This window comes from Rhizohabitans arisaemae, from assembly GCF_025996515.1.
Lineage (GTDB): Bacteria > Actinomycetota > Actinomycetes > Streptosporangiales > Streptosporangiaceae > Rhizohabitans > Rhizohabitans arisaemae.
The window spans coordinates 1,043,504-1,069,123 of sequence record NZ_BLRH01000034.1; the positions used below are offsets into that span (position 1 = coordinate 1,043,504).

Below are 25,620 nucleotides of genomic sequence, written 5' to 3' on the forward strand. Positions count from 1 at the left end.
CTCACGGCTACGACGGTCGGCGCCCAGATGACAAATGTCACCAGACCGGGTGACAGACCCATGCGCGCACGTGCGGTTCCGGCCCTACTGGCCGCTACCCGCGCCACCCAGTCTGGTCATCGACGGATACGCCACCCGAGTATTGGCAAGGTCTCCTCATGAACAGCGCCGAACCCGCTCGAACACGCCGGACCCCCTGGCTGATCCAGCGCTGGCCAACCGCGCTGGCCGTGGCAATGTCAGCCCTGACCTTTGGCGGTAGCGAGGTGGCCCCCCTCTCGGAGGTCCTCCTGCTCCTGCCGCTGCTGTACCTGGTGGTCGCCAAACTGCGGCGACGTCAGGCGTCGTGGCCGGTGCTCGTGGCCGGGACCACCCTCTTCATGGTCCTGCGAGTGCTGGATGTGATCGCGCCGTCCGCCGTCTTCGCCGGAGCGGCGCTGATCGTTCTGATCTGGGGCGCCATGGGCGGGCAACTCCACAGGCCAGGCGTGTTCCGGATCCAGGCGCTGGGGATGCTCGGATTCGGCGCGCTCGCCCTGGCCGGGCTGATCGTGGATCCGGCCCTGGGCCGCTATCTGGTGGCGGCCGGCTGGCTCCTGCACGGTGTCTGGGACTTCATCCACCTCAAACTCGACAAGGTCGTGGCTCGCTCCTACGCCGAATGGTGCGGCGTCCTCGACATCCTGATCGCCGTCGAACTGGTGCTCATGCTGTAGCCGGACGCCCTTGGTCGTACCGGATTTTCAGGCGTGCTCGTACACCGTCCGCTGCCGCTGGCCATGGTAGGCGAAGTACGCGGGATCCAGCGCGAACTGCTCGGTCACGAACGCAACCGCGCCCGACGGAACGGTCGGCGGTTCGGCTGCGCGCCGACTGGTCCGGACGCCGGGTACAGGCCGTCCACGGACTGCGGGATCTGTCCTGGGACGACGCCATGCGCGTCGTACTGGCGGGCGCCGGCATGTCCCCGTCGCAGGTCGAAGCCGTCATGGGCATGTCGACCGGACTACGCGAGGGATTCGTCCCCGAGCAGCCGCGTACCCCCGTGACCACAACCGACACGACCCTCGAAGCATGGGCCCGGACCGAGCTGCGCCCCGCCTTCCAAACGGCCGGGTGACGAACCAGCCACGAGTCCCGGGCCTATCCTCGTCCTGTTCTCCGGTTCGTCGTCGCGGCGACTCCCGGTCCTCCGTAATCGCTGAAAGGGTGACCCAGGCACAGGCTCGACACGTTGTCCGGCGATCACATGGTGTGATCTTGGAAGGTGGTCGATGATTGCCGGTATGAGCGAAGATGTGCCGGTACGGGCCCGGGCGGCGTTGGCCAGACGGGGTGTGCGCGGGTCGGCAGTGCGGCTTGCCGCAGGGGTCGGGGTGAATCTCTGTTGATCGTTTTGATGTGCGCACCCTCTGGAGTGCATAGAGCACAACGATCATCCGAAGGTCGAGCCTCGACCATCCGGATCAACGGCGTCGGGCTCGAACGGTCATGACCACCCTCCCCTCCCGCCCCGGCCCGAGCGAGCCGGTGACGAATTCGGTGATCGGCACCAGCGTGGGCGGCGACCTGATCCAGATCGGCCTTGTCGCCGGGAACGTCATCTTCACCCAGGCCGGACCCGGGCGGCCCGAGCAGGTCGTGGAGGGCGACATCCCCGCTCAGCCACCCGGCTTCCAGTTGCGCGAGCAGCTGCTGCAGGATCTACACGAGCAGGTCGGCGCAGCCGGGGCGGCGGTGGTCTCGGCGGTGACCGGCACCCCGGGCGTGGGCAAGACCATGCTCGCCGCCAGCTATGCCTGGGCCTGCCAGGCGGCGGACTGGCCGGTGGTGGCCTGGATCTCCGCCGAGACACCCGAGCAGATCGTCACCGGACTGGCCGGTCTCGCTCAGCGGCTGGGACTGCGCGACGCCGACGACGACGCGGCCACCGCCGCGAGAAAGGCCAAGGCATGGCTGTCGGCCCGCTCGACGGATGGACTACCGGGGCTGGTGGTGTTCGACAACGCGGCACAGGTGACCCACGTCGCCGCCTGGTGCCCGGCCACCGGCTCAGTCCGCGTGCTGATCACATCCCGTAACCGGGAGTTCCGCCAGCGGTACACGGCCGTCGAGGTCGCCGTCTTCACCCCTGAGCAGGCGATCGCGCTGCTGGTTGGGCAGACCGGCCTCAACGACCCGGCCGGGGCACGGGACCTGGCGCACGACCTGGGCCATCTGCCGCTGGCGCTGGGCCAGGCGGCGGCCCTCATCGCCCGCCGTGGCCTGACCTTCGCCGCCTACCGGCGGCTGCTGGCCGCATTCCCGCTCACCGACCACCTGCGCCCCAGCGCATTGAGTGCCTACCCCGTCGGCACCGCCCAGGCCATCCTGCTGTCGGTGGAGCACGCCGAGCGCACCGTCGAAGGAGCCGGTGCGCTGCTGCGGGTGCTGGCGGTGCTGTCACCCGCCGGTGTTCCGCGCGTGCTGCTGAACGGTGGTGCCGATCCTGCGGATCCCAGCCTGCCGGTCGCCGATCTGGCTGCGGCGGCCGCGGTGCAGGAGGTGCTGGCCGCGCTGGCCGACACCTCGCTGATCGGTTTCAGCGAGGACGGCTCGACGGTGGTGATGCACCGGCTCGTCCAGCGCGTGGCACGCGACCGCGCCGACCGCGACGGTGACATGCCCGCCGCGATCGATGAGGCGATCACGCTGCTGGAAACCTGGAACGCCCGGATTCCGCACGGTGCTCAGACCTGGGCCGCCCGAGCCGCCGTGGAAACCCTTTTGGAGCAGACCGACACCCTGCACGCTCTCACCGCCGCCTCCGCCATTCCACTCCGCCTGCTCACCCTGCGCAACTGGTGCGCCATGTACCTGACCGACCTGGCCGATCTCGCCCGAGCAATTCGCCTCCACGAACAAACCCTCACCGACAGCACACGGGTCCTGGGCACCGACCACCCCGACACCCTGGCCTCCCGCAACAACCTCGCCTCCGCCTACCACGCGGCAGGGAACCTCACCCGCGCAATCCCCCTCTACAAACAAACCCTCACCGAACGGGAACACGTACTCGGCACCGACCACCCCAGCACCCTCACCTCCCGCAACAACCTCGCCTCCGCCTACCACGCGGCCGGGAACCTCACCCGCGCAATCCCCCTCTACAAACAAACCCTCACCGAACGGGAACACGTACTCGGCACCGACCACCCCGACACCCTGGCCTCCCGCAACAACCTCGCCTCCGCCTACCACGCGGCTGGGAACCTTAGGCGCGCAATCCCCCTCTACGAACAGACCCTCACCGACAGCACACGGGTCCTGGGCACCGACCACCCCGACACCCTGGCCTCCCGCAACAACCTCGCCTCCGCCTACCACGCGGCAGGGAACCTCACCCGCGCAATTCACCTCCACGAACAAGCCCTCACCGAACGGGAACACGTACTCGGCACCGACCACCCCGACACCCTGGCCTCCCGCAACAACCTCGCCCACGCCTACCGGGCAGCCGGAGACCTCACCCGCGCAATCCCCCTCTACAAACAAACCCTCACCGAACGGGAACACGTACTCGGCACCGACCACCCCGACACACTCACCTCCCGCAACAACCTCGCCAACGCCTACCGGGCAGCCGGGAACCTCACCCGCGCAATTCACCTCCACGAACAAGCCCTCACCGACTGTAAGCGGGTGCTGGGGGATGCTCACCCGATCACCAAGACGGTGCAAGGCAATCTGAACGCGGCCAGGGGCAGGGCGTCCAGAAAGGAGTAGCCGGGGTGCTGAATCTTCAATGCGGAGTGATACTGACCATTCAGCGTCGGGCTGACCCGTTGGTGCTCACCTGACAGCCGATCACGGGATATCCGAGCAATAAAACTGCCATTCAGCCATAAAACCGGCAAGCCGCCTAGTCTGGCCACAATAATCGCGCATGACTTCCCGTGCACCCGCCCCACCGACACGCGGTTTGACTCGCCAGCTTTGTGTTTAAAGCTTTCTCAAACTTAGTGCTGCATCAAGCGGCGGGCCCCCCATGACGGGCGCCCACGCGCAGTCGTCAACAGGCCGAACGTTGCCATCGCCCTCCCTACCCGCCGCCGTCGCGCGTGCCGTCTCCGGGATACGCGTTTCCGCAGCCGCTGACAAGGATCACGATCGTCGTCCGACAAGACCCGCCTGATTCCTCGTTGACGCATGCCCATATCGGCATATGATGGCGCCCATGGCACGAGCAGCGACGACGTCGGATGTCTTCAACGCGATCGCCGAGCCGCAGCGCCGGGAGATCCTGGCACTGCTGCGGTCGGGTGAGCGGCCGGTGACCGAGTTGGCCCAGGAGCTGGGGATGACCCAGCCGAGGGCGTCCAAACACCTGCGGGTGCTCCGGGAGGTCGGGCTGGTGCGGGACCGCAAGGCAGGCAAGCAGCGCCTGTACGGCCTTGACGCCCGCGGGCTGCGCCCGATCCACGAATGGACCGGCGGGTTCGAGCGGTTCTGGAACGAGAGCTTCGACCGGCTGGACGCGTACGTACAGGACATCAAGCAGGCAAGACAGGAAGGAAGCAACCGATGAGCGAGACGGGACAAGGAGCGTCGGCGCAGTCCGCGACGACCGACCGCGAGATTGTGATCTCCCGGATCATCGACGCCCCACGGGAGCTGGTGTTCGAGGCGTTCACCGAGGTGCGGCACCTGTCGCGGTGGTGGGGGCCGGAGGGGTTCACCACCACCACGCGGTCCTTCGAGTTCCGCGTCGGCGGGGAGTGGGACTTCACGATGCACGGGCCGGACAGGACGGACTACCAGGAGTGGATCACCTGGACCGAGATCGTCCCGCCGGAGGGGATCGCGCTGCTGCACGGCGAACACCGCGGCGACCCGAACGCCTTCGAGTCGGTCCTCACGTTCACGCCCGAGGGGGCGGCGACCCGGATCGAGATGCGCACGGTGTTTCCCACCAAGGAGCTGCGCGACGAAGCGGTCGAGAAATACCGCGCGATCGAGGGCGGCCAACAGACCCTGAGCAACCTGGCCGCCTACGTCACCGAGATCGTTCGGAAGGAAGTCGAGGGCTGATGGCCGCGAAGGTGTTCTTCAGCGTGTCGATGTCGCTGGACGGTTTCATCGCACCCGAGTCCCCCGACGATTTGATGGGGCGGCAGTGGATGGAACTGCAGCAGTGGGTATTCCCGCAGCGGTTCTTCCGGGAGAACCTGAAGCTCGGCAAGGGTGGCAAGGAAGGTCGCGACAACGACATCGTGCGGGAGACGTTCGAGCGCACCGGCGCGAGCGTGATGGGCAAGCGTATGTTCGACGCCGGCGAGCAGGCGTGGCCGGAGGAGGCGCCGTTCCGCACGCCGGTCTTCGTCGTGACGCACGAGAAGCGTGACCCCTGGGAGCGGCCGGGTGGGACCGTCTTCCACTTCGTCAACGACGGCATCGAGACCGCGCTCGACCAGGCCCGCGAGGCCGCCGGCGACCGAGACGTCCGCATCGCGGGCGGCGGCGCGACGATCCTGGAGTACGTGAACGCCGGCCTGATCGACGAGTTCTCGATCGCGCTCTCACCCGTGCTGTTCGGATCCGGAATCCGCCTGTTCGAGGGCGTGGACGCGGGCCGCGTGGCACTGGAGCAGATCCGCGCGGAGCCGACGCAGCGGGTGACCCACCTGACCTACGCGGTCCGGAAGCGGTAACCGTCTCGACCTCAGCGCTCACCTGGGAGCGGGTGCCGTGGTGGTTGGGGCCGGCGCGTTCAAGGCCGCGGCGACGGAACGTCGTACCAGATCGGTCAGCGAGCGGTCCGGCGTTTCGTCGCGGAGGGCGCGGCCGGCCACGGCGAGGAGCGCGCCGATCGCGGCACCGGTCAGGACGTCTGCCTCGAAGTCGTCGAGCTGCCCGTCGAACACCGCCACCAGATCGGCGCTCCAGCGTTCCTGCAGCTCGGCGACCTCCAGCAGCGCGCGGGCACGCAGTGCCGGAACGGAGGCGATGACGCGGACCCGGGTCAGCACGAGGTCACGGGCCTCGGGATCGATGGTCCACAAGGGCGACTCCAGCGCCTCGTACAGCGCCCGATGCAGAGCCTGTGCCGGTGTTTCGCCGGGGCGGGGCTCGCCCAGGAAGCGGGCCGGCACCTCACCCTGAAGCAGCCGGTCAGCGAAGATCACGTCTTCCTTGCTCGGGAAGTAGTTGAAGAACGTCGCAGGTGACACCTCCGCGGCTGCCGAGATCTCCGCGACCGTGGTGGCCTCGTATCCCCGCTCCTCGAACAGGCGCAGCGCCACCTCCATCAGCGTGCGACGTGTCCGTAGTTTCCGCTGCTCTCGCAATCCCATGCGTGAATCTTATAGGAACTCCAAATTTAGAGAGACTCTAAGTTGGTGTTAGAGTGCGGACATGGACCTGACGAACACCACGGCGTTCATCACCGGAGCGGCGCAAGGCATCGGGCTCGGCATCGCCCGCGCCCTAGCCCGCCAAGGCAGCAGACTCGCCCTCACCGACATCGACGACACCGCACTCGGCGAAGCCGCCGCCGAATTGACCGAACTGACCGAGGTGGCCGCCTTCCACCTCGACGTACGCGACCGCGAGGCCTACGCGCACGTGGCCGACGAGGCCGAAGAACGACTCGGCCCGGTCACCGTGCTGTGCAACAACGCCGGACTGGCGTTCCCCGAACGGCCCGCGGACATGACCTATGAGCTGTGGGACCTCGCCCTGGACGTCAACCTCGGCGGCGTCGTCAACGGCATCCAGACCTTCCTGCCCCGGATGATCCGCCGCGGCGCGCCCGCGCACCTCCTCAACACCGCCTCCGCCGCCGGGTTGATCGGCGCGGGAGTGGGCCCGATGTACACCTCGTCGAAGTTCGCCGTCGTGGGCCTGTCGGAGTCACTGCGCCATCAGCTTCAGACCGCGGGGCACCCCGTCGGCGTCACGGTCCTGTGTCCCGGCGGAGTCGCCACGAACATCGCCAAGACCTCCCGTACCCTGATCGCGGCCCAGGACGGCGGCCCGGACCTCAGACGAGCCCAGGACAACATCGACCAGCTCATGCCCAAGGTCGACGCCGCCGTGGCGAGCTTCGGCGTCCCCGCCGACACCGTCGGCGACCTTGTCGTCGAGGCCATCGGAGCCAACCGCCTTTACGTGCTCACCGACCGCGCCGGAATCGATCTCATCACCGCCCGGACACAGGACATCCTGTCCGCCATGCCCGAAACCGACCCGGTCGAGGGAGACCTGGACAACTTCCGCAGTGCGGTCTACGAACAGTGAGCGCCCCACACTTGGAACGGGCGTCGCGATAAGCCACGCGGTGGTCGCTTCACCATGCCGGGTGCCGCCTGCGACTGATCACCGTGTTGCGACGACCCCTGGAAAGCACCCACCGAGATCGCGGAGGAATCCCGCCTCCGGGGGCTGACCATCCTCGGCGACCCAATCCAGATCAGCCTGGTCACCAAGGATGCCGACCTCCCCATCACCCCTGGCGTCCTCGTCCCGCTCTCCGGCTCGTCGTTCAGGCACCCCGGCCCTCCGTAGCCGCTGAAGGGATGACACAAGCACAGGTTCGACGCGTCATCCGGCGATCACATGGTGTGATCTTGGAAGGTGGTCGATGATTGCCGGTATGAGCGAAGATGTGCCGGTACGGGCCGTGGCGGCATTGGCCGGATGGGGTATGCGCGGGCCGGTAATGCGGCTTGCCGCAGGGGTCGGGGTGGACCTCCGTTGATCGTTTTGGTGTGCGCACCCTCCGGGGTACACAGAGCACAACGATCATCCGAAGGTCGGTCATCGGCTATCCGGATCAACGGCGTCGGGCTCGAACGGTCATGACCACCCTTCCCTCCAGCTCCGGCCCGAGCGGGCCGGCGTCGAATTCGGTGGTCGGCACCGGCGTGGTCAACGACCTGATCCAGATCGGCCACGTCGCCGGGAACGTCACCGTCACCCAAGGCGGGTCCGAACGGCCCGTGAGTGCCGAGCAGATCGTGGAAGGCGACATCCCCGCCCAACCGCCCGGCTTCCAGCTGCGCGAGCGGTTGCTGCAGGATCTGCATGCGCAGGTCGGTGCGGCCGGGGCGGCGGTGGTCTCGGCGGTCACCGGCACCCCGGGCGTGGGCAAGACCATGCTTGCCGCCAGCTATGCCTGGGCCTGCCAGGCGGCGGGCTGGCCGGTGGTGGCCTGGATCTCCGCCGAGACACCCGACCAGATCGTCACCGGGCTGGCCGGTCTTGCCCACCGGCTGGGACTGCGCGACGCCGACGACGACGCGGCCACCGCCGCGAGAAAGGCCAAGGCCTGGCTGTCGGCCCGCTCGACGGATGGACTACCGGGGCTGGTGGTGTTCGACAACGCGGCCCAGGTGACCCCCGTCGCCGCCTGGTGCCCGGCCACCGGCTCGGTCCGCGTGCTGATCACATCCCGTAACCGGGAGTTCCGCCAGCGGTACGCGGCCGTCGAGGTCACCGTCTTCACCCCTGAACAGGCGATTGCGCTGCTGGTTGGGCAGCCCGGCCTCGACGACCCGGCCAGCGCACGGGACCTGGCGCACGACCTGGGCCATCTGCCGCTGGCGCTGGCCCAGGCGGCGGCCCTCATCGCCCGCCGTGGCCTGACCTTCGCCGCCTACCGGCGGCTGCTGGCCGCGTTCCCACTGGCCGACCACCTGTCCCCCGGCACGCATAGCGCCTACCCCGACGGCACCGCCCAGGCCATCCTGTTGTCAGTGGAGTACGCCGAGCGCACCATCGAGGGTGCCGGTGAGATGCTGCGAATGCTGGCAGTACTGTCACCTGCCGGTGTCCCGCGCGTGCTGCTGAACGACGGTGCCGACCCCGCCGATCCTGAACTGCCGGTCGCCGACCTTGCCGCGACGATTGCGGCGCAGGAGGTGCTGGCTGCGTTGGCCGACACCTCGCTGATCGGTTTCAGTGAGGACGGCACCACGGTGGTGATGCACCGGCTCGTCCAGCGGGCGATCCGCGACCGCGCCGCCCGCGACGGTGACCTGCCCGCCGCGATCGACGAGGCGATCACGCTGCTGGAGACCTGGAACGCGCGGATCCCAGGCGGCGCTCAAACCTGGGCCGCACGAGCCGCCGTGGAGACCCTCCTGGAGCAAACCGACGCCCTGCACGCTCTCACCGCCCTCTCGGCCGTCCCGCCCCGCCTGCTCGCCCTGCGCAACTCGTGCGGCCTGTACCTGAGCGACTTGGCCGATCTCGCCCGAGCAATTCGCCTGTTCGAACAGACCCTCACCGAACGGGAGCGCGTCCTCGGCAACGACCACCCCGACACCCTGGCCTCCCGCAACAACCTCGCAAGTGCCTACTATTCGGCCGGCGACCTTAGCCGTGCCATCCCCCTGTTCGAACAGACCCTCACCGACAGCACGTGGGTCCTGGGCGGAGGCCACCCCGACACCCTGGCCTTCCGCAACAACCTCGCAAGTGCCTACCAAGCGGCCGAGGACTTTGGCCGCGCCATCCCACTATTCGAACAGACCCTCACCGAACGGGAGCGCATCCTTGGCAACGACCACCCCCACACCCTGGCCTCCCGCAACAACCTCGCAAGTGCCTACCAAGCGGCCGAGGACTTTGGCCGCGCCATCCCACTATTCGAACAGACCCTCACCGAACGGGAGCGCATCCTCGGCAACGACCACCCCCACACCCTGAACACCCGCAACAACCTCGCCTCCGCATACCAGGCGGCCGGCAACCTGGGCCGCGCCATCCCACTATTCGAACAGACCCTCACCGAACGGGAGCGCATCCTCGGCAACGACCACCCCCACACCCTGAACACCCGCAACAACCTCGCAAGTGCCTACCAAGCGGCCGAGGACTTTGGCCGCGCCATCCCCCTGTACGAACAGACCCTCACCGAACGGGGGCGCATCCTCGGCAACGACCACCCCGACACCCTGGCCTCCCGCAACCACCTCGCCTCCGCCTACGAGTCGACCGGGGACCTGGGCCGTGCTATGCCCCTCTACGAACAAACCCTCAACGACTGTAAGCGGGTGCTGGGGGATGATCACCAGATCACCCGGACAGTGCAAAACAATCTGAATCGGGCCAAGGAGTAGAGACGGCCGGAAGGTGTGCGTTTCTGGGCACTTCATGGGCCAGGCACGAGGCTGGCCAAAAACGCCTGTCCAGAAAGTCGGCGCGGGAACGGCGGCTTCAATGCGGAGCGATTCAGACCATTAAACGCCGGACCGGTTCCGTCGCCCCGGGCCGATGACGGGATACACGTTCGACGAAACCGCCAATCGGCTACAAAACCGGCAGGCCATCTGGCCTGGTCACAATAGGCGCGCACGGCTTTCCTGTGGACCGACCCACCGACACGCGGTATAACTCGCCCTCTTTGTGTTTAAAGCTTTCTCAAATATCCGCTGCGGTCTCTATGATCTAGGTAAAGAGCTCGGCTTCGGGTGGCGCCGACGATACGCAGAGGGCTACAGGCGGAGTAGACGCATGCGCGAAGGCCGATGGGAAACGGTCACCGAGTCCGAATTCGACCACGAGCGCCGCAGTCTGGACACCATCCGGGACCGGCTTCCCGATGCCGAGCCCTGGCGGGCCTGGTCGAATTTCACCTTCACCGCCCACACCGGTCACGTGCGCGAGGTCGATCTCCTGGTAGTCACGCCCGGCGGCGCGTACATGATCGAGCTTAAGCACTGGCACGGCACCGTCACCACAGAGAACGGCACGTGGGTGCAGACCGCCCCGAACGGCCGCCGGATCCCGCACGGCAACCCGCTCCACCTCGTCGACAAGAAGGCGAAGGAACTGGCCGGGCTGCTCGGGCGGTACGGCAGGCGCGTGTGGGTGAACGCCGCCGTCTGCTTCACCGACTCCTCGCTCCGGGTGCAGCTCGCCGCCCACGACCAGAACGGCGTCCACACGGTGGACAGGCTCCTGGAGACGCTGCGGCTGCCGGCCCGCGACGAGCGCGGCCGGATCACCCCCACCGACTCCCGGGAGATCAAAGCTGCGCTGGGCCGGATCGGCATCCGCCGGAGCGACGCCGAGTACAAGGTCGGCCCGTACCTGCTGGAACGGAAATCCTTCGACACCGGGCCGACCTGGGCCGACTATCTGGCCCGCCACAGTGAACTTCCGGAATCGGTCCGTGTCCGTATCTACCTGCGGGAACGAGGCTCGGACGCCTCGGTCCGCGCATCGGTGGAGAACGCCGCCCGGCGGGAGGCCGCCATTTTGCGGCACTTCCCCCACCCCGGTGTCGTCCAGCTCAAGCAATACGATCCCTCCGGCCACTCGGCCGGCCCCGCCCTCATTCTCGATTACCACCCGCAAACGCTGCGCCTCGACGAATATCTCGTCCAATACGGCGACAAACTCGACATCCTCGGCCGGGTGGCCTTGGTTCGGCAACTCGCGGAAACGATACGGTCCGCGCACTCCAGCCGCATTTACCATCGTGGGCTGGCCGCCCGCTCCGTGCATGTGATTCCCCGCAACCGCGGGCGCGCCGGACGGACCGTGAGCGAGGAGGCCGCCTGGCTCACCCCCCATCTCCAGATATCGGACTGGCACATCGCCACCCAGCGCGGCGGCGCCCAGAGCCAGGGCCTGACCCGGCACGCCCCCACGGCCCTGTCGGCGATCCACCTGGCCGAGGGCTCGGACCCCTACCTCGCGCCCGAGCTGACCGCGCTCAACCCGGATCCGATCGCCCTCGACGTGTACGGGCTCGGCGTGCTCACCTACCTGCTGGCGACGGGCCGGGCTCCGGCCGCCAGTCAGGCCGAGCTGCTGGCCCGGCTGGAGGCCGGGGAGGGGCTGCGGCCCAGCGCGATCGTGGACGGGCTGTCGGAGGACATCGACGAGCTGGTGCAGGCCGCGACCGCGTACCTGCCGGACCGGCGCCTGGCCACGGTCGACGAGTTCCTGGAGATGCTGGAATGCGTCGAGGACTCGCTGACCGCCCCCGCCGAGATCGCTCCGGCGCAGACCCAGGACAAGGACCCCCTGGAGTCCGTCGCGGGCGATGTGCTCGCGGGCCGCTGGGAGGTACGGCGCAGGCTGGGCACCGGCTCGACCAGCCGGGCCTTTCTCGTCCGGGACCTGCGGGAGGCACGCGGAGCCCGTACCTTCGCGGTGTTGAAGGTGGCCCTGTCCGACAGCCGCGGCGAGGTCCTCGCCCGGGAGGCCGAGGTGATGCGGCGGCTCCGCCCCCACCAGGGCGTCATCCGGCTGGTGGAGCCGGAGCCGCTGACCGTGGGCGGGCGGACCGTGCTGGCGCTGGAGTACGTCGGCGACGAGCGGGACCCCGACGACGGTGAGCCGGGCGGCGCCCGCCGCCGGGAGGAGACCGTGGCGCGGCAGCTGCGGGAGGGCGGCCGGCTCCAGGTCGACCAGCTGGAGGCGTACGGGGACTACCTGTTCCGCGCGGTCGACTTCCTGGAGGGCGAGGGGGTCTGGCATCGGGACCTCAAGCCGGACAACATCGCGATCCGGGTCCGGCCCAACCGTACCCGTGAGCTGGTCCTCATCGACTTCTCCCTGGCCGGGTACCCGGTGCAGGAGACGGACGCGGGGACCGACGGCTACCTGGACCCGTTCATCGGGACGCTGACGCGTTCGGTGTACGACGCGCACGCCGAACGGTACGCGGTCGCGGCCACCCTGCACGAGATGGCCTCCGGCGAGTTGCCGCGGTGGGGCGACGGCAAGGTCTCCCCCCGGCAGACCGACCCGGAGGAATGGCCGGTCCCGGCCATCGCCGCCGACGCGTTCGACCCCGCGATCCGGGACGGGCTCGTCGTCTTCTTCAAGAAGGCGCTGCACCGGGACGCCGCCCGGCGTTTCAGCGATCTCCGTCCGATGCGCAAGGCCTGGCAGAGGATCTTTCTCCAGATGGCGGAGACGACGCCGTCCGGCCCCCGCGCCTCCCGGCACCCGGGGTCGGCCGCCGGATCCGCGCAGCCCGCCGCACCGGCGATCGCCGACGCCGAGCCGGAGACCGCCGAGCGGCAGCGTGACCGGCTCGCCGCGGAGGTCACCCGGGACACCCACCTGTCCACGGCCGGTCTCACCTTGGCGGCCGAGTCGTTCCTGTACGGCCTGGGCGTGACGACGGTGGGCGAGCTCCTCGACCACAGCCGGCGCAACCTGATCAACGCCCCGGGCCTCGGGGCCAAGACCCGCAACGAGATCCAGCGCCGCCAGCGGGAGTGGGGCGAGCGGCTGCGGGCCGAACCCGTCTCCCCGCTCACCCCCGAGGGCCGCCGCGCCGCCGAGGAGGAGCTGCAGCAGCTCAGCGTCGGGGAGTCCGGCCTGGTCGACGCCTACGCCCTGGGCGACGCGGGGAACCTGCCCGAGCGCACCCTGCGGGCGGTCAGCCTCGACACCCTCGCGACCCTGCTGGTGCCGGAGCTCACCAAGACCGGGTCGAACCGCAACGAGGCCGACATGGTACGGCTGCTGCTGCGTCTCCCCGACGAACACGGCGAACTGCCCGGCATCGAAGCCTGGCCGAGACACCGGGCGGTCGCCGAGGTGCTGGGCCTCAGCCGTGGCCGTATCCCGCAGATGCTGAAGACCCAGCGGACGCGGTGGAAGAAACTCCCCGCGGTGCAGGCGCTGCGGGAGGAGATCCTGGAGCTGCTCGCCGGGCTCGGCCGGGTCGCCGCCGCCGCCGAGATCGCCGACGCCCTGGCCGTACGGCGCGGCACCCGCCTGCAGGGGCGGCAGCAGCGCAGGGCGCTCGCCCTGGCCGCCGTCCGGGCCGTGGTGGAGATCGAGCAGCTCGTCCCCGAGGAGGGCGCGTTCCGGCACGCCGCGGGCCGCGACGCCGGCGACCAGGCGACGGGGGCGGGTCTGCTCGCCCTGGAGGTCGGCGACGACGACGCGCCGGACACCCCGTCCGCGCCGGGCCTGCTCGACTACGCGCAGCGCCTGGGCCGGGCCGCCGACCGGCTCGCTGGGCTGGACACCCTGCCGACCGCGGCGACCGTGCTGAGCGAGCTCGCGCTGATCGACCCGCCGCCGGGCGCCATCGAGTGGGACGAGCGCCGTACGGTCGAACTCGCCGTCGCCGCGTCCGGGAACGCCGCCGCCACCCCACGGCTGGAGATCTACCCGCGCGATCTGGAGCCGGTACGGGCGCTGCGGCTCACCCAGGCCGGCCTGGTCCGGCTGATCCCCGGAGTTCCCGAGGCGCGGCAGCCGGGCCTGACCCCCGAGGACGTACACGAGCGGGTACGGGCCCGCTTCCCCGAGCTGACGGACGGCCGCGGCGGACAGGGTCTGCCGACCGCGGGAGCCCTGACCAAGGCTCTGCGGGACGCCGGGTTCGACCTCGCCCTGTCCACCCGGGAGGACACCGGGACCCCGCGGTACCTGCCCACCCGGATGGACATCGCCTCCAGCTACCTGACCGCGCGTGTCTTCCGGCAGAGCACCCGGGGCAGCGAGATCACCCGGTACGCCGACGACCCGCAGCTCGCGGGCGCCGTACGCGCCGAGGAACGGCTCGCCGCCTCCGCGCGGAGGGACGGCTTCCGGGTGCTCACCGTGCGCACCGGGCTGACCCGGGAGGCGGTCGCCGAACTCACCGGCGGTACCGGCCGGTTCGAGGTCGCACCGATCTCGGCGACCGGGCTGTTCCTGGAGGTCATGCACGAGCTGGTGCCGCCGGGCACCAAACCGACCTGGGACACCCTGCTCCGCGCCGACGTCGCCGAACCCGGCAGCCGGGACGCGTTGAAGTTCGCCGAGTACGCGCGTACGGCCTGGGGGCGGATCGAGCCGCGGATAAGCACGCTGCTGGAGTCCGGGAGCGGCCCGCTGCTGGTCGTCGAGGCCGGGGTGTTCGCCCGGTACGACGCGATGGGCGTCCTGGACCGGCTTGCGTCGGCAGCCCGGCAGGGCGGGCGCGGCCTGTGGCTGCTCTGCCCGCAGAGCGACCCCGAGCGGGAGCCGAGACTCGGCACGGTCGCGGTGCCCTACCAGGCGGGCCTCGGCGAATGGATCGCGCTTCCGGACTCATGGGTGACCAACACGCACCGGTCCGGCACGCAGGAACCACGGACAACGGGAGACAACAGGTGATCGACCGCAAGGCTCTGCTGAACGACCTGAAGCGGCAGGTCACGGCAGTCGAGGCCGACCTCGCCAAGCAGGTCAAGGCACTACCGGAGGTCGGGACGCGGCTCCGTGCCGAATACGACCGGGCGCGTAAGCTCAAGCGCACCGCGGCGACCTGGGCATCCTGGCTCGACGAGCGGGTCACCCAGGCCGGGGTGGCGTGGGTGCTCGGCACGGTCTTCGTCCGCTTCTGCGAGGACAACCGGCTCATCCCCGAGCCGTACCTGACCGCTCCCGACCCCGAGCGCCGGGACCTGGCGCAGGCCCGGTACGAGGCCTACGTCGAAGAGGACCCCGACCCGACGTATCGCGGCTGGCTGGAGCGTGCCTTCGCCGAGCTGGGCGGCGGCCAGGCCGGTCGGCTGCTGTTCGACCGGGTGCACAACCCGCTGTACCAGATCCCGCTCTCCCACGACGGGGCTCGGGCCCTCGCCGAGTTCTGGCGGGAACGCGATGAGACGGGCACACTCGTCCACGACTTCACCGACCCGTTGAACGAGGACGGCACCCAGGGGTGGGACACCCGGTTCCTCGGAGACCTGTACCAGGACCTGTCTGAGGCGGCGCGGAAGACGTACGCGCTGCTGCAGACCCCGGAGTTCGTGGAGGAGTTCATCCTCAACCGGACCATGGACCCGGCGGTCCGGGAGTTCGGCCACGCCGAGCTGAAGATGATCGACCCCACTTGCGGCTCCGGCCACTTCGTGCTGGGCGCCTTCCACCGGCTGGTCCGGCTCTGGGCCGAACGCGACCCCGGCCGCGACCTGCATGAGCGGGTACGGGCTGCGCTCGACTCCGTCCACGGCGTCGACCTCAACCCGTTCGCCGTGGCCATCGCGCGATTCCGCCTCCTCACCGCCGCGATGGCCACGGCCAACATCCGGACATGGGCAGCGGCCAACAAATACGACTGGCCAATACACCTTGCTGTGGGAGATTCGCTGATCAAGCAGCGGCAGCTTGAGTTCGGTATCCGCGGCACCTTCGGAGAAGGACAGCTGGAGCTCGTCGACGAACAGGAGGACGAGTTGGCCGAGTTCAGCTATGCCACCGAGGATGTGCACGAGCACCCGCACATCCTGGAACAAGGGCGCTACCACATAGTCGTCGGCAACCCCCCGTACATCACGGTCAAAGATAAAAAACTGAACGAACTGTACCGAGGTCTGTACAGCGCCTGTTCCGGTAAGTACGCCCTCTCGGTGCCATTCGCGCAGCGATTCTTCGAGCTGGCCAAGCAAGGTGACAGGGGCGGTCACGGGTACGGCATGGTCGGCCAGATCACAGCCAATTCCTTCATGAAGCGCGAGTTCGGCACCAAGCTGATCGAGGAGCTCTTCGCGCATAAAGTCGAACTGACTGAGGTCATCGACACCTCCGGCGCTTACATTCCCGGGCACGGGACCCCGACAGTAATCCTTATTGGTAAGAGCCGTGAAGGAAAGATGCGCTCAGAGACCATTCGCACGATCCGATCCGTCCAGAGCGAGCCAACCATGCCGGAAAGTGGCGAGGATGGGCTGGTCTGGCGTGCGATCACTAACCAGATCGACAAGCCCGGTTCAGTTGGGCAGTGGGTATCCGTAGACGACCTAGGACGTGACCGCTACTTCAGCAAGCAGCCGTGGATCCTGGCGGATGGCGGTTTGGAGATGGTCGAACAGGTCCAGCTAAGCAGTTCTTCTCTGCTCAAAAGCATGCTGCCACGCGACATTGGGTTCGCAAGCTTCCCCGGTCAGGACGATGCTTTCATCAGCACGCCAGAAGCGTTGCGCCGCCAGGGTGTCAGCGACGCGATAGCCAAGCCGCTCATTATCGGTGAGGTTGTCCGGGATTGGGATACTCACTGTGTCGAGAGCGCCATTGCGCCATACGACACTAGTCTCAATCCGCTTCCTTACGACGAGAACCTAACATGGGCACGGTTGTTATGGATCGCTCGAAGTCACCTTCGATCAACAACTGACTTCGATGGCCGGACGCAGCAGGATCTTGGGAAAACCTGGTGGGCTTGGTATCGCTGGGTGCCCGAACGGTACCGAGAGCCGCTCTCGATTACGTTTGCATTTGTAGCGCGACAAAATCACTTTGTACTGGATCGAGGCGGAAAGGTGTTCAAGCAATCCGCCCCTATGATAAAGCTGCAGGAAGGAGCAACAGAGGAGGAGTATTTGAGACTCCTTGGACTTCTCAACAGTTCCACCGCATGCTATTGGCTCAAGCAGGTCAGCCAAGCAAAAGGCGGAATGGATAATTCCAGCGGCGGCGGCAATCGCTGGGTGCCCGAATCATGGATGGTTCACTACGAGTTCACCGGCACCAAAATTCAAGAGTTTCCACTTCCAGCAAGATATCCCACTGGTTTCGCAACCGTACTGGACAATCTCGCGCAGCTACTAGCCACAACTACTCCTTCTGCCATCACCAGTAATAGCGCCCCAGGAGCCTCTATTCTCCGTGAGGCCAGGGCTGTTTGGGAGTCCACCCGCGCTCGAATGATCGCCATCCAAGAGGAATTGGATTGGCAGGTCTACTCCCTCTACAGTCTCTATCCCGAAGACTTGCGTGCGCCGCGCGAAAGCGACATTCCTGAACTGGCCTTCGGCGAGCGAGCTTTTGAGATCGTGCTGGCCCGGCGGCTGGCCGAGGGTGAGGCGTCAAGAGAGTGGTTTACGCGACATGGGTCCAACCCGATCACGGAGATTCCCGGTCACTGGCCTGAGGCGTACCGGCAGGTGGTGCAAAAGCGCATCGATGCGATCGAGTCGTCGCGGGCGATTGGGATGATCGAGCGGCCGGAGTACAAGCGGCGGTGGGCGACCGAGGGGTGGGACGCGCTGCAGGACAAGGCGCTGCGGTCCTGGTTGCTGGATCGGATGGAGGTGCGGGAACTCTGGTTCGACGAGAACGGGCAGCCCGCTCTGGTCACGCTCTCACGGCTGGTGGACGGGCTCTCCCGGGATGAGGATTTCGTCTCGGTGGCGGGTCTGTACGCGCCCCGCAAGGAGTTGGCGGCCGTCGTCGCCGACCTGATTGCCGACGAGCATGTGCCGTTCCTGGCCGTGCTGCGGTACAAGCCGAGTGGGTTGAAGAAGCGGGCCGACTGGGAGCATGTCTGGGATCTGCAGCGGCAGGAGGACGCCGCGCCGGACGAGCCGACGAGGAAGCGGATCCGGGACTCGATTCCGGTCCCCCCGAAGTACTCCTCCGCCGACTTTCTGAAGGCTTCCTACTGGCGGGCGCGGGGCAAGCTGGACGTGCCGAAGGAGCGGTTTATCTCCTACCCGGCGACCGCCTCCGGGGTTCCGGGATTGTACGGCTGGGCGGGGTGGGATCACCGGGAGCAGGCTCAGGCGTTGGCGACGTACTTCACCAACCAGGCGCTGGCCACGGAGGAGATCGCGCCGTTCCTGGCGGGGCTGCTGGAGCTCCAGCCGTGGCTGTACCAGTGGCACGGCGAGTTCGACGCGCTCTACAGCGGCTCCCCGGCGGACTTCTTCGCCGGTTACCGGCAGCAGATTCAGGGTGAGCACGGCCTCACCGACGACGATTTGCGGGCTTGGCAGCCGCCTGCGCCAACCCGCGGTCGCCGTACCGCGTCGAAGAAGAGTTAACCCAAGACAGCGTTGACCAAGACCGAGTTGACCCGGAACAGCATCAACCAAGACCGAGGTCAGCCCCAGACCGAGTCAGCCCAAGACCGAGCAAGCATTCAGGCGACGTGGCCGCGGTGGAATCAGGAAACAAGGGAGAGCGACGGACTTCATGGCACAGCAGCCCCTCCTGAAGGAAGTCATCGACATCAAGGAGTCCATCTCCACCTCGGACTTCGTGCTGAGCCTGGCGGAGGCGACGACGGCCGAGGGGTCCGAGCACGCGCTCAGGGACTACGTCGTCACCGACCGGCTGCGGAAGAACTTCGACGAGGCGCTGGACCTGATCAAGTCGGCGTTGGACGGGCGGACGTCGAAGGCGGCGTACCTGCACGGCTCGTTCGGTTCGGGTAAGTCGCATTTCATGGCGGTGCTGTACGCGCTGCTGAGCGGCGCCCCGTCGGCCCGGGCCCGGGGCGAGTTCGATTCGGTGCTGACCAAGCACGAGTGGCTGGACACCGCGGGCAAGCGGTTTCTGCTGGTGCCGTACCACATGTTGGGTGCGAAGGCCCTGGAGCAGCGAGTGCTGGGCGGCTACGTCGGCCATGTGAAGAAGCTGCATCCGGAGGCGCCGGTCCCGCAGGTGTACCGGACGGATGCGCTGTTCACCAGCATCCGGTCGATGCGCGCCCGGATGGGGGACGCGGCGGTCATCAGCGGGCTCGGTTCGGGCGGTACGGCGGCGGACCCGGACGACGAGTGGGGTGATTCGTTCGCCTGGACGCCGGAGCTACTCGATGCGGCGCTGTCCGCCGAGGAGTCGCACGACGCGGGGACGCCGCTGAACCTGGTGCATCCGAGCACCCCGAGTGAGCTGCGGGCGAAGCTCGTACAGGACGCGAGCACCAACCTGCTGCCGGGTTTCGCCAAGGGCGCGGCGGAGGACGAGCACGGGTTCATCTCGCTCGACGCCGGGCTGTCGGTGATCGCCGAGCACGCGAAGTCGCTCGGCTACCACGGGCTGATCCTCTTCCTGGACGAGCTGATCCTGTGGCTGGCCACGCTCATCCACGACCAGCGGTTCGTGGCCCGCGAAGCCAGCAAGATCACGAACTTTGTGGAGGGCGGGGACGCCCGGCGGGCCATCCCGGTGGTGTCGTTCATCGCCCGCCAGCGTGACCTGCGCGAACTGGTCGGCGAGGAGGTGTCCGGCGCGGCCGAGGCGTCTATCCAGGACACCCTGAACCTCGCCTCGGGCCGGTTCGACAAGATCACTCTGGAGGACCGGGACCTCCCGCAGATCGCGCACGCCCGGCTGCTCAGGGCGCGGCCGGGCCGGGAGGCGCTGATCGACGCGGCGTTCGAGCAGACCAAGAAGGTCGGGCCGCAGGTCTGGGACACGCTGCTCGGCTCGGACAAGGGGATGACCGGGGCGGACGAGGAGTCGTTCCGGCTGACGTACCCGTTCTCCCCCGCCTTCATGGACACCCTGGTCCACATCTCCTCGGCGCTGCAGCGTTCCCGGACCGGTCTGAAACTCATGGGCCAGCTCCTCGCCGACCACCGGAACGACCTGCGGCTGGGCGACCTGGTGCCGGTGGGCGACCTGTACCCGGTGATCGCCGACGGCGGGGACAAACCGTTCACCGACCGCCTGAAGGTGGTCTTCGAGGCCGCCGACAAGCTGTACACGAACAAGCTCCGGCCGTACCTGCTCACCTCCTACGACCTCACCGAGGACGAGGTCGAGCAGTACCTGCGCCGGCCCGGCTCCGTCACCGACCCGCAGCTGACCCAGCGGTGCCGGTCCTTCGTCGGCGACAACCGCCTGGTGTGCACGCTGCTGCTGTCCGCGCTCGCCCCCAGCGTGCCCGCCCTCGGCGACCTGACCATCCGCCGCCTCGGCGCGCTCAACCACGGCTCGGTGACCACCCCGATCCCGGGCGGCGAGGTCGGCATCATCAAGAACAAGGTGGCCGAATGGGCCGCCCGCTTCCCCGAGATCAAGGAGACCGGCGGGGCCAACCCGGGTGTCCGGCTGGAGCTCTCCGGGGTCGACGTGGACTCGGTCATCGCCAACGCCGCCGTCAACGACAACCCGGGCAACCGGATGGCGTTGATCAAGCGGCTGCTCGCCGAGGAGCTGGGGGTGGACCGCAGCGACGGCCGGTTCGGCGCCGACGATCTGCACCTGGTCTGGCGGGGCTCCGCCCGTACCGTCGAAGTCATCTTCGGCAACATCGCCGACGAGGACGACCTGCCCGACCACGACCTGCAACCCCAGATCGAGGGCCGGTGGCGGATCGCCGTCGACCTGCCGTTCGACGAGGGGGCGTACGGACCCGTCGACGACGTCAACCGGATCCGGGCCCTGTGTGAGCGGCAGCGCGAGCACTCCCGCACCCTCGCCTGGGTGCCCACCCATCTGTCCGCCCAGCGGTACGGGGACTTCCGCAGGCTCGTCGTCATCGACAAGGCCCTCGCCGACGATCACCGGTTCGCCACGCAGTACGCCGGCCACCTCAACGCCGACAACCGGGCGCGGGCCAAGGGCCTGCTGGAGACCCAGCGCGGGGCGTTGACCCGGCAGCTGAAGGCCGCGCTCAAACAGGCGTACGGCCTGGCGGACAAGAAGTCCTCCGACGTCGAACCCGGCTTCGACGAGCATCTCGTGCCGCTGCCCGACCTGAGCGGCCTGACCATCCCGTTCGCCAAGCCGATGCGGGACGCCATCCGCGACGTCGCGGGCAAGCTGCTCGCCCACCAGTTCCCGGCACACCCCGACCTCGACCCGGACAACCTCGGCGTCGCGGTCAAACCGGCCGACGCCAAGACCGTCTTCGGTCATGTACGGGCCGCGGCCGAAGCCCGCGACCGGCGGGTCGAGGTGCCGGAGAAGGACCGCAAGCTGATGCGGCGGGTGGCCGGGCCGCTCGAACTCGGGCAGCAGAAGGAGGCGTACTTCGAGCTGTCCACCCGCTGGGCCGACCACTTCCGGCGGATGGCGCAGACCGCGGGCGTCACCGGCGACCTGAGCCTGGTCACCCTGGCCGACTGGACCGACAAGCCGGACCGGCGCGGCCTGGACCCGTTCCTCGCCCACCTGATCGTCGCCGCGTTCGCCGAGATGGACGACCGCGTGTGGGTACGGGGCGGAGCCCCCCTCGACCCGGCCCCCGAGCTTGCCCAGATCAAGCCGGGCGACACGCTGCGCAGCCAGCCGCTGCCCGCCGAAGACGACTGGGACGAGGCCCGGCGCCGGTATGAGACCGTCTTCGGCGCCAAACCCCCGGCGCTGCGGCGCGGCCGGATGGTGAACCAGTTCGCCCGGCAGATCGTCGACTCCGCCCGCGCCTACCAGGAGCAGACGGCCGAACTCGTCCACCAGCTGGAGAAGCACGCCGCGTTCCTCGGGCTGGACGAGACCGACGAGACCGGGCGCCTGGTGATCGCCCGCAGGTCGCGGGACCTGGTGAAGGCGCTGGCCACCGCCGGTCAGGGCGCGAGCGCGGCGAAGAAGACCGTCGAGGCCCTGGCCCGCTTCGACCTCGGCTCGGTGAGCCCCGACCGGTACGGGACCTCCGTCAAGCGGGCCCGGGACGTCACGCAGGCCCTGGTCGCCGCGGCCTGGGACACCCTGGAACTCGCCGAAGGGCAGGGGCCGGAAGGCCGGGCGCTGCTGGAGTCCCTGCGCGGGGTGGCCCACGCCGACCAGCGGACCGCCGACCTGATCGAGGCCCTCGGCCGTACCCGCCGCGAAGTAACCGCGCTGGTCAAGCGCAACCAGCCTCGGCCCGTACCCGTCGTCACGCCCCCACCGCCGCCGCCGCGACTCGACCCGCGGGACGTGGATCTGACCACGCCGACCAGCGACCCGCGTGTCCCCACCACCCGGGAGACCGGGGCCGGTCCGCAGACCGTGCGCCGCCGTTCGGGACGCCGTACCACCACGGCGGCCACAGCGGTCGCCGAACTGCAGGCGGAACTGGCCGAGCTGGCCGCCGGGGAACCCGGCGCCGTCATCGAGATCACCTGGCAGGTCGTGGACCGATGAACTCCGGCGCGATGCGGCTGACCACCGCGACCCTCACCCAGTTCCTGTCCGCCCAGACGGCGCTCGCGACCTCCCTGACCGGCGGCGGACGGCGACGGGTCGTGCTGCTGCGCGCCGCGCCCCAGTGGGACGGCCCCGCGGAGCCGACCTGGGGGGAAGGCCGCCGGGCCCGGGTCGCCGCGGCCCCCTCGCCGCTCGCCGTCCACGAACTCGTCCTCGGGCACCTGGCGGCGAACGCGGGCGGGCCCGAGGTGCTGGTGGTGCTCACCGACCGGGAGCAGACCGAACTCGACCCGGCGATCCTCGCCCGCGCCCACCGGATGCGCATCGAGAGCGTCGACGGCTGGAACGTGGTCAGGGACGCGTTCGGCGCCGAACAGGTCGACCCGCGGCTACGGGCCCACGGCTGGGCCGCCGAAGCGCTCCTCGACGCCACCCCGCCCGGTGGCTGGCCGGCCCTCCCCGGCGGGGTGCTGTCCCGCCGGACGGCGCTCACCGCGCTCGCCCTGCGCCGGCTGCGCCTCGGCCGCTACGACGCCGACGGGGCACGGGTCCGGGACGCCGACGGCCTCGACCCGCACGCCCTGCTGCGGTGGTCGCTCAGCCCCGGCGGCCCCGAACGGCTCCTCGACCTCCGCGGACCGGAACGCTCCGGGCTGTCGGAGTTCCTCGGCGAAGCCGACCAGGGCGGGCTCACCGGGCGGGCGCTGCTCGCGCTCACCGAAGCCGGGCACGGCGCGGACGCCGTACCGTTCGGGCTGGTGTGCGCGGCCCTGTGGGTACACGCCGAACCCGACGCCCCGACCTACCGGGTCCGCGGCCGTGCCGAACGGTGGTTCGGCGAGACGCCCCCCGCGACCGGCGAAGCCCTCGACGCGTTGGCCGTCGCCTTCGGGCAGACCTGCGAAGAGTTCACGGTCACCCTGCTGGAGGCGAGCCGTACCGACGCCGACGAGGAGACGGCCCGGCAGGCGTGGCGGATCGTCAGCACGGTGCTGGACCGGGCGTCCGCCCTGGCCCGGCAGTTCGGCGCGGAGACCGCGACGGAAGCCAGCCCGGTGCTCGCCGCCGGACTGGAGGCGCGGTTCGCACAGGCCGGACAGGCCCTCGCCGCCGCGGAGCCGGAAGCGATCGCGCACGCCGTACAGGCACTCGGCGCGCACCGCCTGGCCGGCGACCCGGATGTGCGGGTCCGGATCGAACGGGCCCGGATGGCCAGGCGGCTCACCGCGTGGCTCGCGACCGACCCGGCGGAGGAGGCCCAGACGGTGGCGGCGGCGATCGAACGCCACGTCGCCGAGACCGGCTGGGTGGACCAGGCGCTGGAACACATCGAGGCGGGCGGCGACCCCAACCGCGCGCTCAAGGCCGCCTACGACGACCTCGGCATGCGGATCCGCAAGCGGCGGCGGGCGATCGACCGGTCGTTCGCCACGACGCTCGCCGGATGGACGGCCGCCGGCACCGACCCCGGGACGATGCTGACCGTCGAGACCTTCCTGACCCGGGTGGTGAAACCCGTCGTGGCAGCCAGATCGGGACGGCGGGTGCTGCTCCTCGTCCTGGACGGGATGAGCGCGGCCATCGCCGCCGAACTCGGTGAGGAGCTGCGCCGGCACTGGGCCGAGTACGACCCGGTGCCCGACCTGGCGGACCGGCCGCCCCGGCGGCGTGCCATGGCCGCCGCGCTGCCGACCCTCACCGCGGTCTCCCGGACCTCGCTGTTCGCCGGGAAACTCCTGAAAGGCGCCCAGGCCGACGAGGCGCGGCTCTTCCCCGCGCACCGGTTCTGGGGCGGGGCCAAGGCGGCCGTCTTCCACAAGGACGACCTGCGGGGAGAGAGCGCCGGCGACCCGTTCGGGCCGGAGCTGACCGAAGCCCTCGCCGATGAGGGCACCCACGTCGCGGTCGTGCTGAACACCGTCGACGACCGCCTCGCCAAAGAGCAGAAACTCGGCGACGGCGCCTGGCGGCTCGACCAGATCGGCAAACTGCGGGAACTGCTCCGGGTAGCCGCCGCGCAGGGCATGGCGGTGCTCCTCACCAGCGACCACGGGCACGTGGTGGACCGCCACGGGCTGAAGGTCGTCGCCGACGGCATCGCCTCCGCCCGGCACCGCGCACCCGGGGGGCCGACGGCGTCGAGCGAGATCGTCCTGTCCGGACCGCGGGTGGTGTGGCCGGAACCCGGCGCCTCGATCGTCGCCCTGTGGGACGCCGACTCCCGGTACACCGCGCAGAAAGCCGGGTATCACGGCGGTGCCTCGCTCGCCGAGTTCACCATCCCCGTGCTGGCGTTCCTGCCGTTCGGCGCGGAACCGCCCAGAGGCTGGCGCGAACTCGGTGACCAGCGTCCGCCGTGGTGGACGCAGGACCCGCCGGTCGTGGCTCCCGTCGTTCCCATCTTGGCGCCTGCACCGAAGCGGGTCAGGCCGCCCAAAGTCGAGCTGGCGGACGCGCTCTTCGATGTGGTGCTGACCCCCGTCGAGAACGACGCCCTGCTCGCCCCTCGGGTCGTCTCCACCGCGGACGCCCTCGTCGGCGGCCTGCTGAACTCGGAGATCTTCCAAGCCCAGGTGGGCCTGCTCGCCCGGAAGCCGCCCCTGGACAAGATCGAGAAGGCGGTACACGCGCTGCTCGACACCGGGGCCCTGCCCGCGACCGCCCTCGCGCAGCGCGTCGGCTACCCGACCGCCCGCGCCGACGGCTTCGCCGCCGTACTCCGGCAGCTGCTCAACCACGACGGGGTGCAGGTGCTGGAGACCATGCCCGACGGACGTACGCTGCGGCTCAACGCCGGGCTCCTTCGCGACCAGTTCGAACTGCGATAGCCGC

13 protein-coding genes are annotated in these 25,620 nt (G+C 69.2%); 12 read left to right on the plus strand and 1 reads right to left on the minus strand.

Annotated features, from left to right (window positions below):
* Positions 1–158 precede the first annotated feature (158 nt).
* From RUR_RS20415 to RUR_RS20440, 6 genes are all read left to right on the plus strand, one after another.
* Positions 159–716 (plus strand): hypothetical protein, encoded by a 558-nt coding sequence (locus tag RUR_RS20415; RefSeq protein WP_283136695.1) that lies wholly within the window; start codon positions 159–161, stop codon positions 714–716.
* 218 nt (positions 717–934) lie between these two features.
* The gene (locus RUR_RS20420) at positions 935–1,120 is read left to right on the plus strand and encodes a hypothetical protein (protein ID WP_283136696.1); all 186 of its coding nucleotides are present in this window, start codon (positions 935–937) and stop codon (positions 1,118–1,120) included.
* 371 nt (positions 1,121–1,491) lie between these two features.
* Positions 1,492–3,765: a tetratricopeptide repeat protein gene (locus RUR_RS20425; RefSeq protein ID WP_283136697.1), complete on the plus strand. Its 2,274-nt coding sequence runs from the start codon at positions 1,492–1,494 to the stop codon at positions 3,763–3,765.
* Between the two features lie 451 nt (positions 3,766–4,216).
* Positions 4,217–4,567 carry an ArsR/SmtB family transcription factor gene (locus tag RUR_RS20430; protein WP_283136698.1) on the plus strand — a complete coding sequence of 117 codons (351 nt, stop codon included), beginning with the start codon at positions 4,217–4,219 and terminating at the stop codon, positions 4,565–4,567.
* Positions 4,564–5,070, plus strand: a complete 507-nt coding sequence (locus RUR_RS20435) for an SRPBCC family protein (protein WP_283136699.1) — start codon at positions 4,564–4,566, stop codon at positions 5,068–5,070. Before RUR_RS20430 ends, RUR_RS20435 begins: the two co-directional genes overlap by 4 nt.
* A complete protein-coding gene (locus RUR_RS20440) occupies positions 5,070–5,690 on the plus strand; it encodes a dihydrofolate reductase family protein (protein ID WP_283136700.1) in 621 nt (206 codons plus the stop codon). The genes RUR_RS20435 and RUR_RS20440 overlap by 1 nt, the downstream gene beginning before the upstream one ends.
* Before the next feature lie 18 nt (positions 5,691–5,708).
* Here the strand turns inward: RUR_RS20440 and RUR_RS20445 are convergent, their stop codons facing one another.
* Complete coding sequence (locus RUR_RS20445; protein ID WP_283136701.1) at positions 5,709–6,332, minus strand: TetR family transcriptional regulator; 624 nt, start codon at positions 6,330–6,332, stop codon at positions 5,709–5,711.
* Between the two features lie 61 nt (positions 6,333–6,393).
* Between RUR_RS20445 and RUR_RS20450 the strand changes: the two genes are divergently transcribed.
* The 6 genes from RUR_RS20450 to pglZ all read left to right on the plus strand — a co-directional run bounded on the left by RUR_RS20450 (position 6,394) and on the right by pglZ (position 25,616).
* The gene (locus RUR_RS20450; protein ID WP_283136702.1) at positions 6,394–7,278 is read left to right on the plus strand and encodes an SDR family NAD(P)-dependent oxidoreductase; all 885 of its coding nucleotides are present in this window, start codon (positions 6,394–6,396) and stop codon (positions 7,276–7,278) included.
* A 560-nt stretch (positions 7,279–7,838) separates the two neighbouring features.
* Positions 7,839–10,103, plus strand: coding sequence for a tetratricopeptide repeat protein (locus RUR_RS20455; protein WP_283136703.1), 2,265 nt, complete (start codon positions 7,839–7,841; stop codon positions 10,101–10,103).
* Positions 10,104–10,497: 394 nt separating this feature from the next.
* Entirely contained in the window at positions 10,498–15,102 is a 4,605-nt protein-coding gene (gene pglW, locus RUR_RS20460) for a BREX system serine/threonine kinase PglW (RefSeq protein ID WP_283136704.1), read from the plus strand.
* On the plus strand, positions 15,099–18,752 hold the full coding sequence (pglX, locus tag RUR_RS20465) for a BREX-2 system adenine-specific DNA-methyltransferase PglX (protein ID WP_283136705.1): 3,654 nt from the start codon (positions 15,099–15,101) through the stop codon (positions 18,750–18,752). The genes pglW and pglX overlap by 4 nt, the downstream gene beginning before the upstream one ends.
* Positions 18,753–18,903: 151 nt before the next feature.
* A complete protein-coding gene (pglY, locus tag RUR_RS20470; RefSeq protein ID WP_283136706.1) occupies positions 18,904–22,785 on the plus strand; it encodes a BREX-2 system ATPase PglY in 3,882 nt (1,293 codons plus the stop codon).
* The gene (gene pglZ, locus RUR_RS20475) at positions 22,782–25,616 is read left to right on the plus strand and encodes a BREX-2 system phosphatase PglZ (protein ID WP_283136707.1); all 2,835 of its coding nucleotides are present in this window, start codon (positions 22,782–22,784) and stop codon (positions 25,614–25,616) included. Before pglY ends, pglZ begins: the two co-directional genes overlap by 4 nt.
* Positions 25,617–25,620: the final 4 nt, after the last annotated feature.

Coding starts and splice junctions, on each gene's coding strand:
- RUR_RS20420 (WP_283136696.1), top strand. CDS start 935: ATGCGCGTCGTACTGGCGGGCGCCGGCATGTCCCCGTCGCAGGTCGAA.
- pglW (WP_283136704.1), top strand. CDS start 10,498: ATGCGCGAAGGCCGATGGGAAACGGTCACCGAGTCCGAATTCGACCAC.
- RUR_RS20425 (WP_283136697.1), top strand. CDS start 1,492: ATGACCACCCTCCCCTCCCGCCCCGGCCCGAGCGAGCCGGTGACGAAT.
- pglY (WP_283136706.1), top strand. CDS start 18,904: ATGGCACAGCAGCCCCTCCTGAAGGAAGTCATCGACATCAAGGAGTCC.
- pglZ (WP_283136707.1), top strand. CDS start 22,782: ATGAACTCCGGCGCGATGCGGCTGACCACCGCGACCCTCACCCAGTTC.
- RUR_RS20415 (WP_283136695.1), top strand. CDS start 159: ATGAACAGCGCCGAACCCGCTCGAACACGCCGGACCCCCTGGCTGATC.
- RUR_RS20455 (WP_283136703.1), top strand. CDS start 7,839: ATGACCACCCTTCCCTCCAGCTCCGGCCCGAGCGGGCCGGCGTCGAAT.
- RUR_RS20440 (WP_283136700.1), top strand. CDS start 5,070: ATGGCCGCGAAGGTGTTCTTCAGCGTGTCGATGTCGCTGGACGGTTTC.
- RUR_RS20445 (WP_283136701.1), bottom strand. CDS start 6,332: ATGGGATTGCGAGAGCAGCGGAAACTACGGACACGTCGCACGCTGATG.
- RUR_RS20435 (WP_283136699.1), top strand. CDS start 4,564: ATGAGCGAGACGGGACAAGGAGCGTCGGCGCAGTCCGCGACGACCGAC.
- RUR_RS20450 (WP_283136702.1), top strand. CDS start 6,394: ATGGACCTGACGAACACCACGGCGTTCATCACCGGAGCGGCGCAAGGC.
- RUR_RS20430 (WP_283136698.1), top strand. CDS start 4,217: ATGGCACGAGCAGCGACGACGTCGGATGTCTTCAACGCGATCGCCGAG.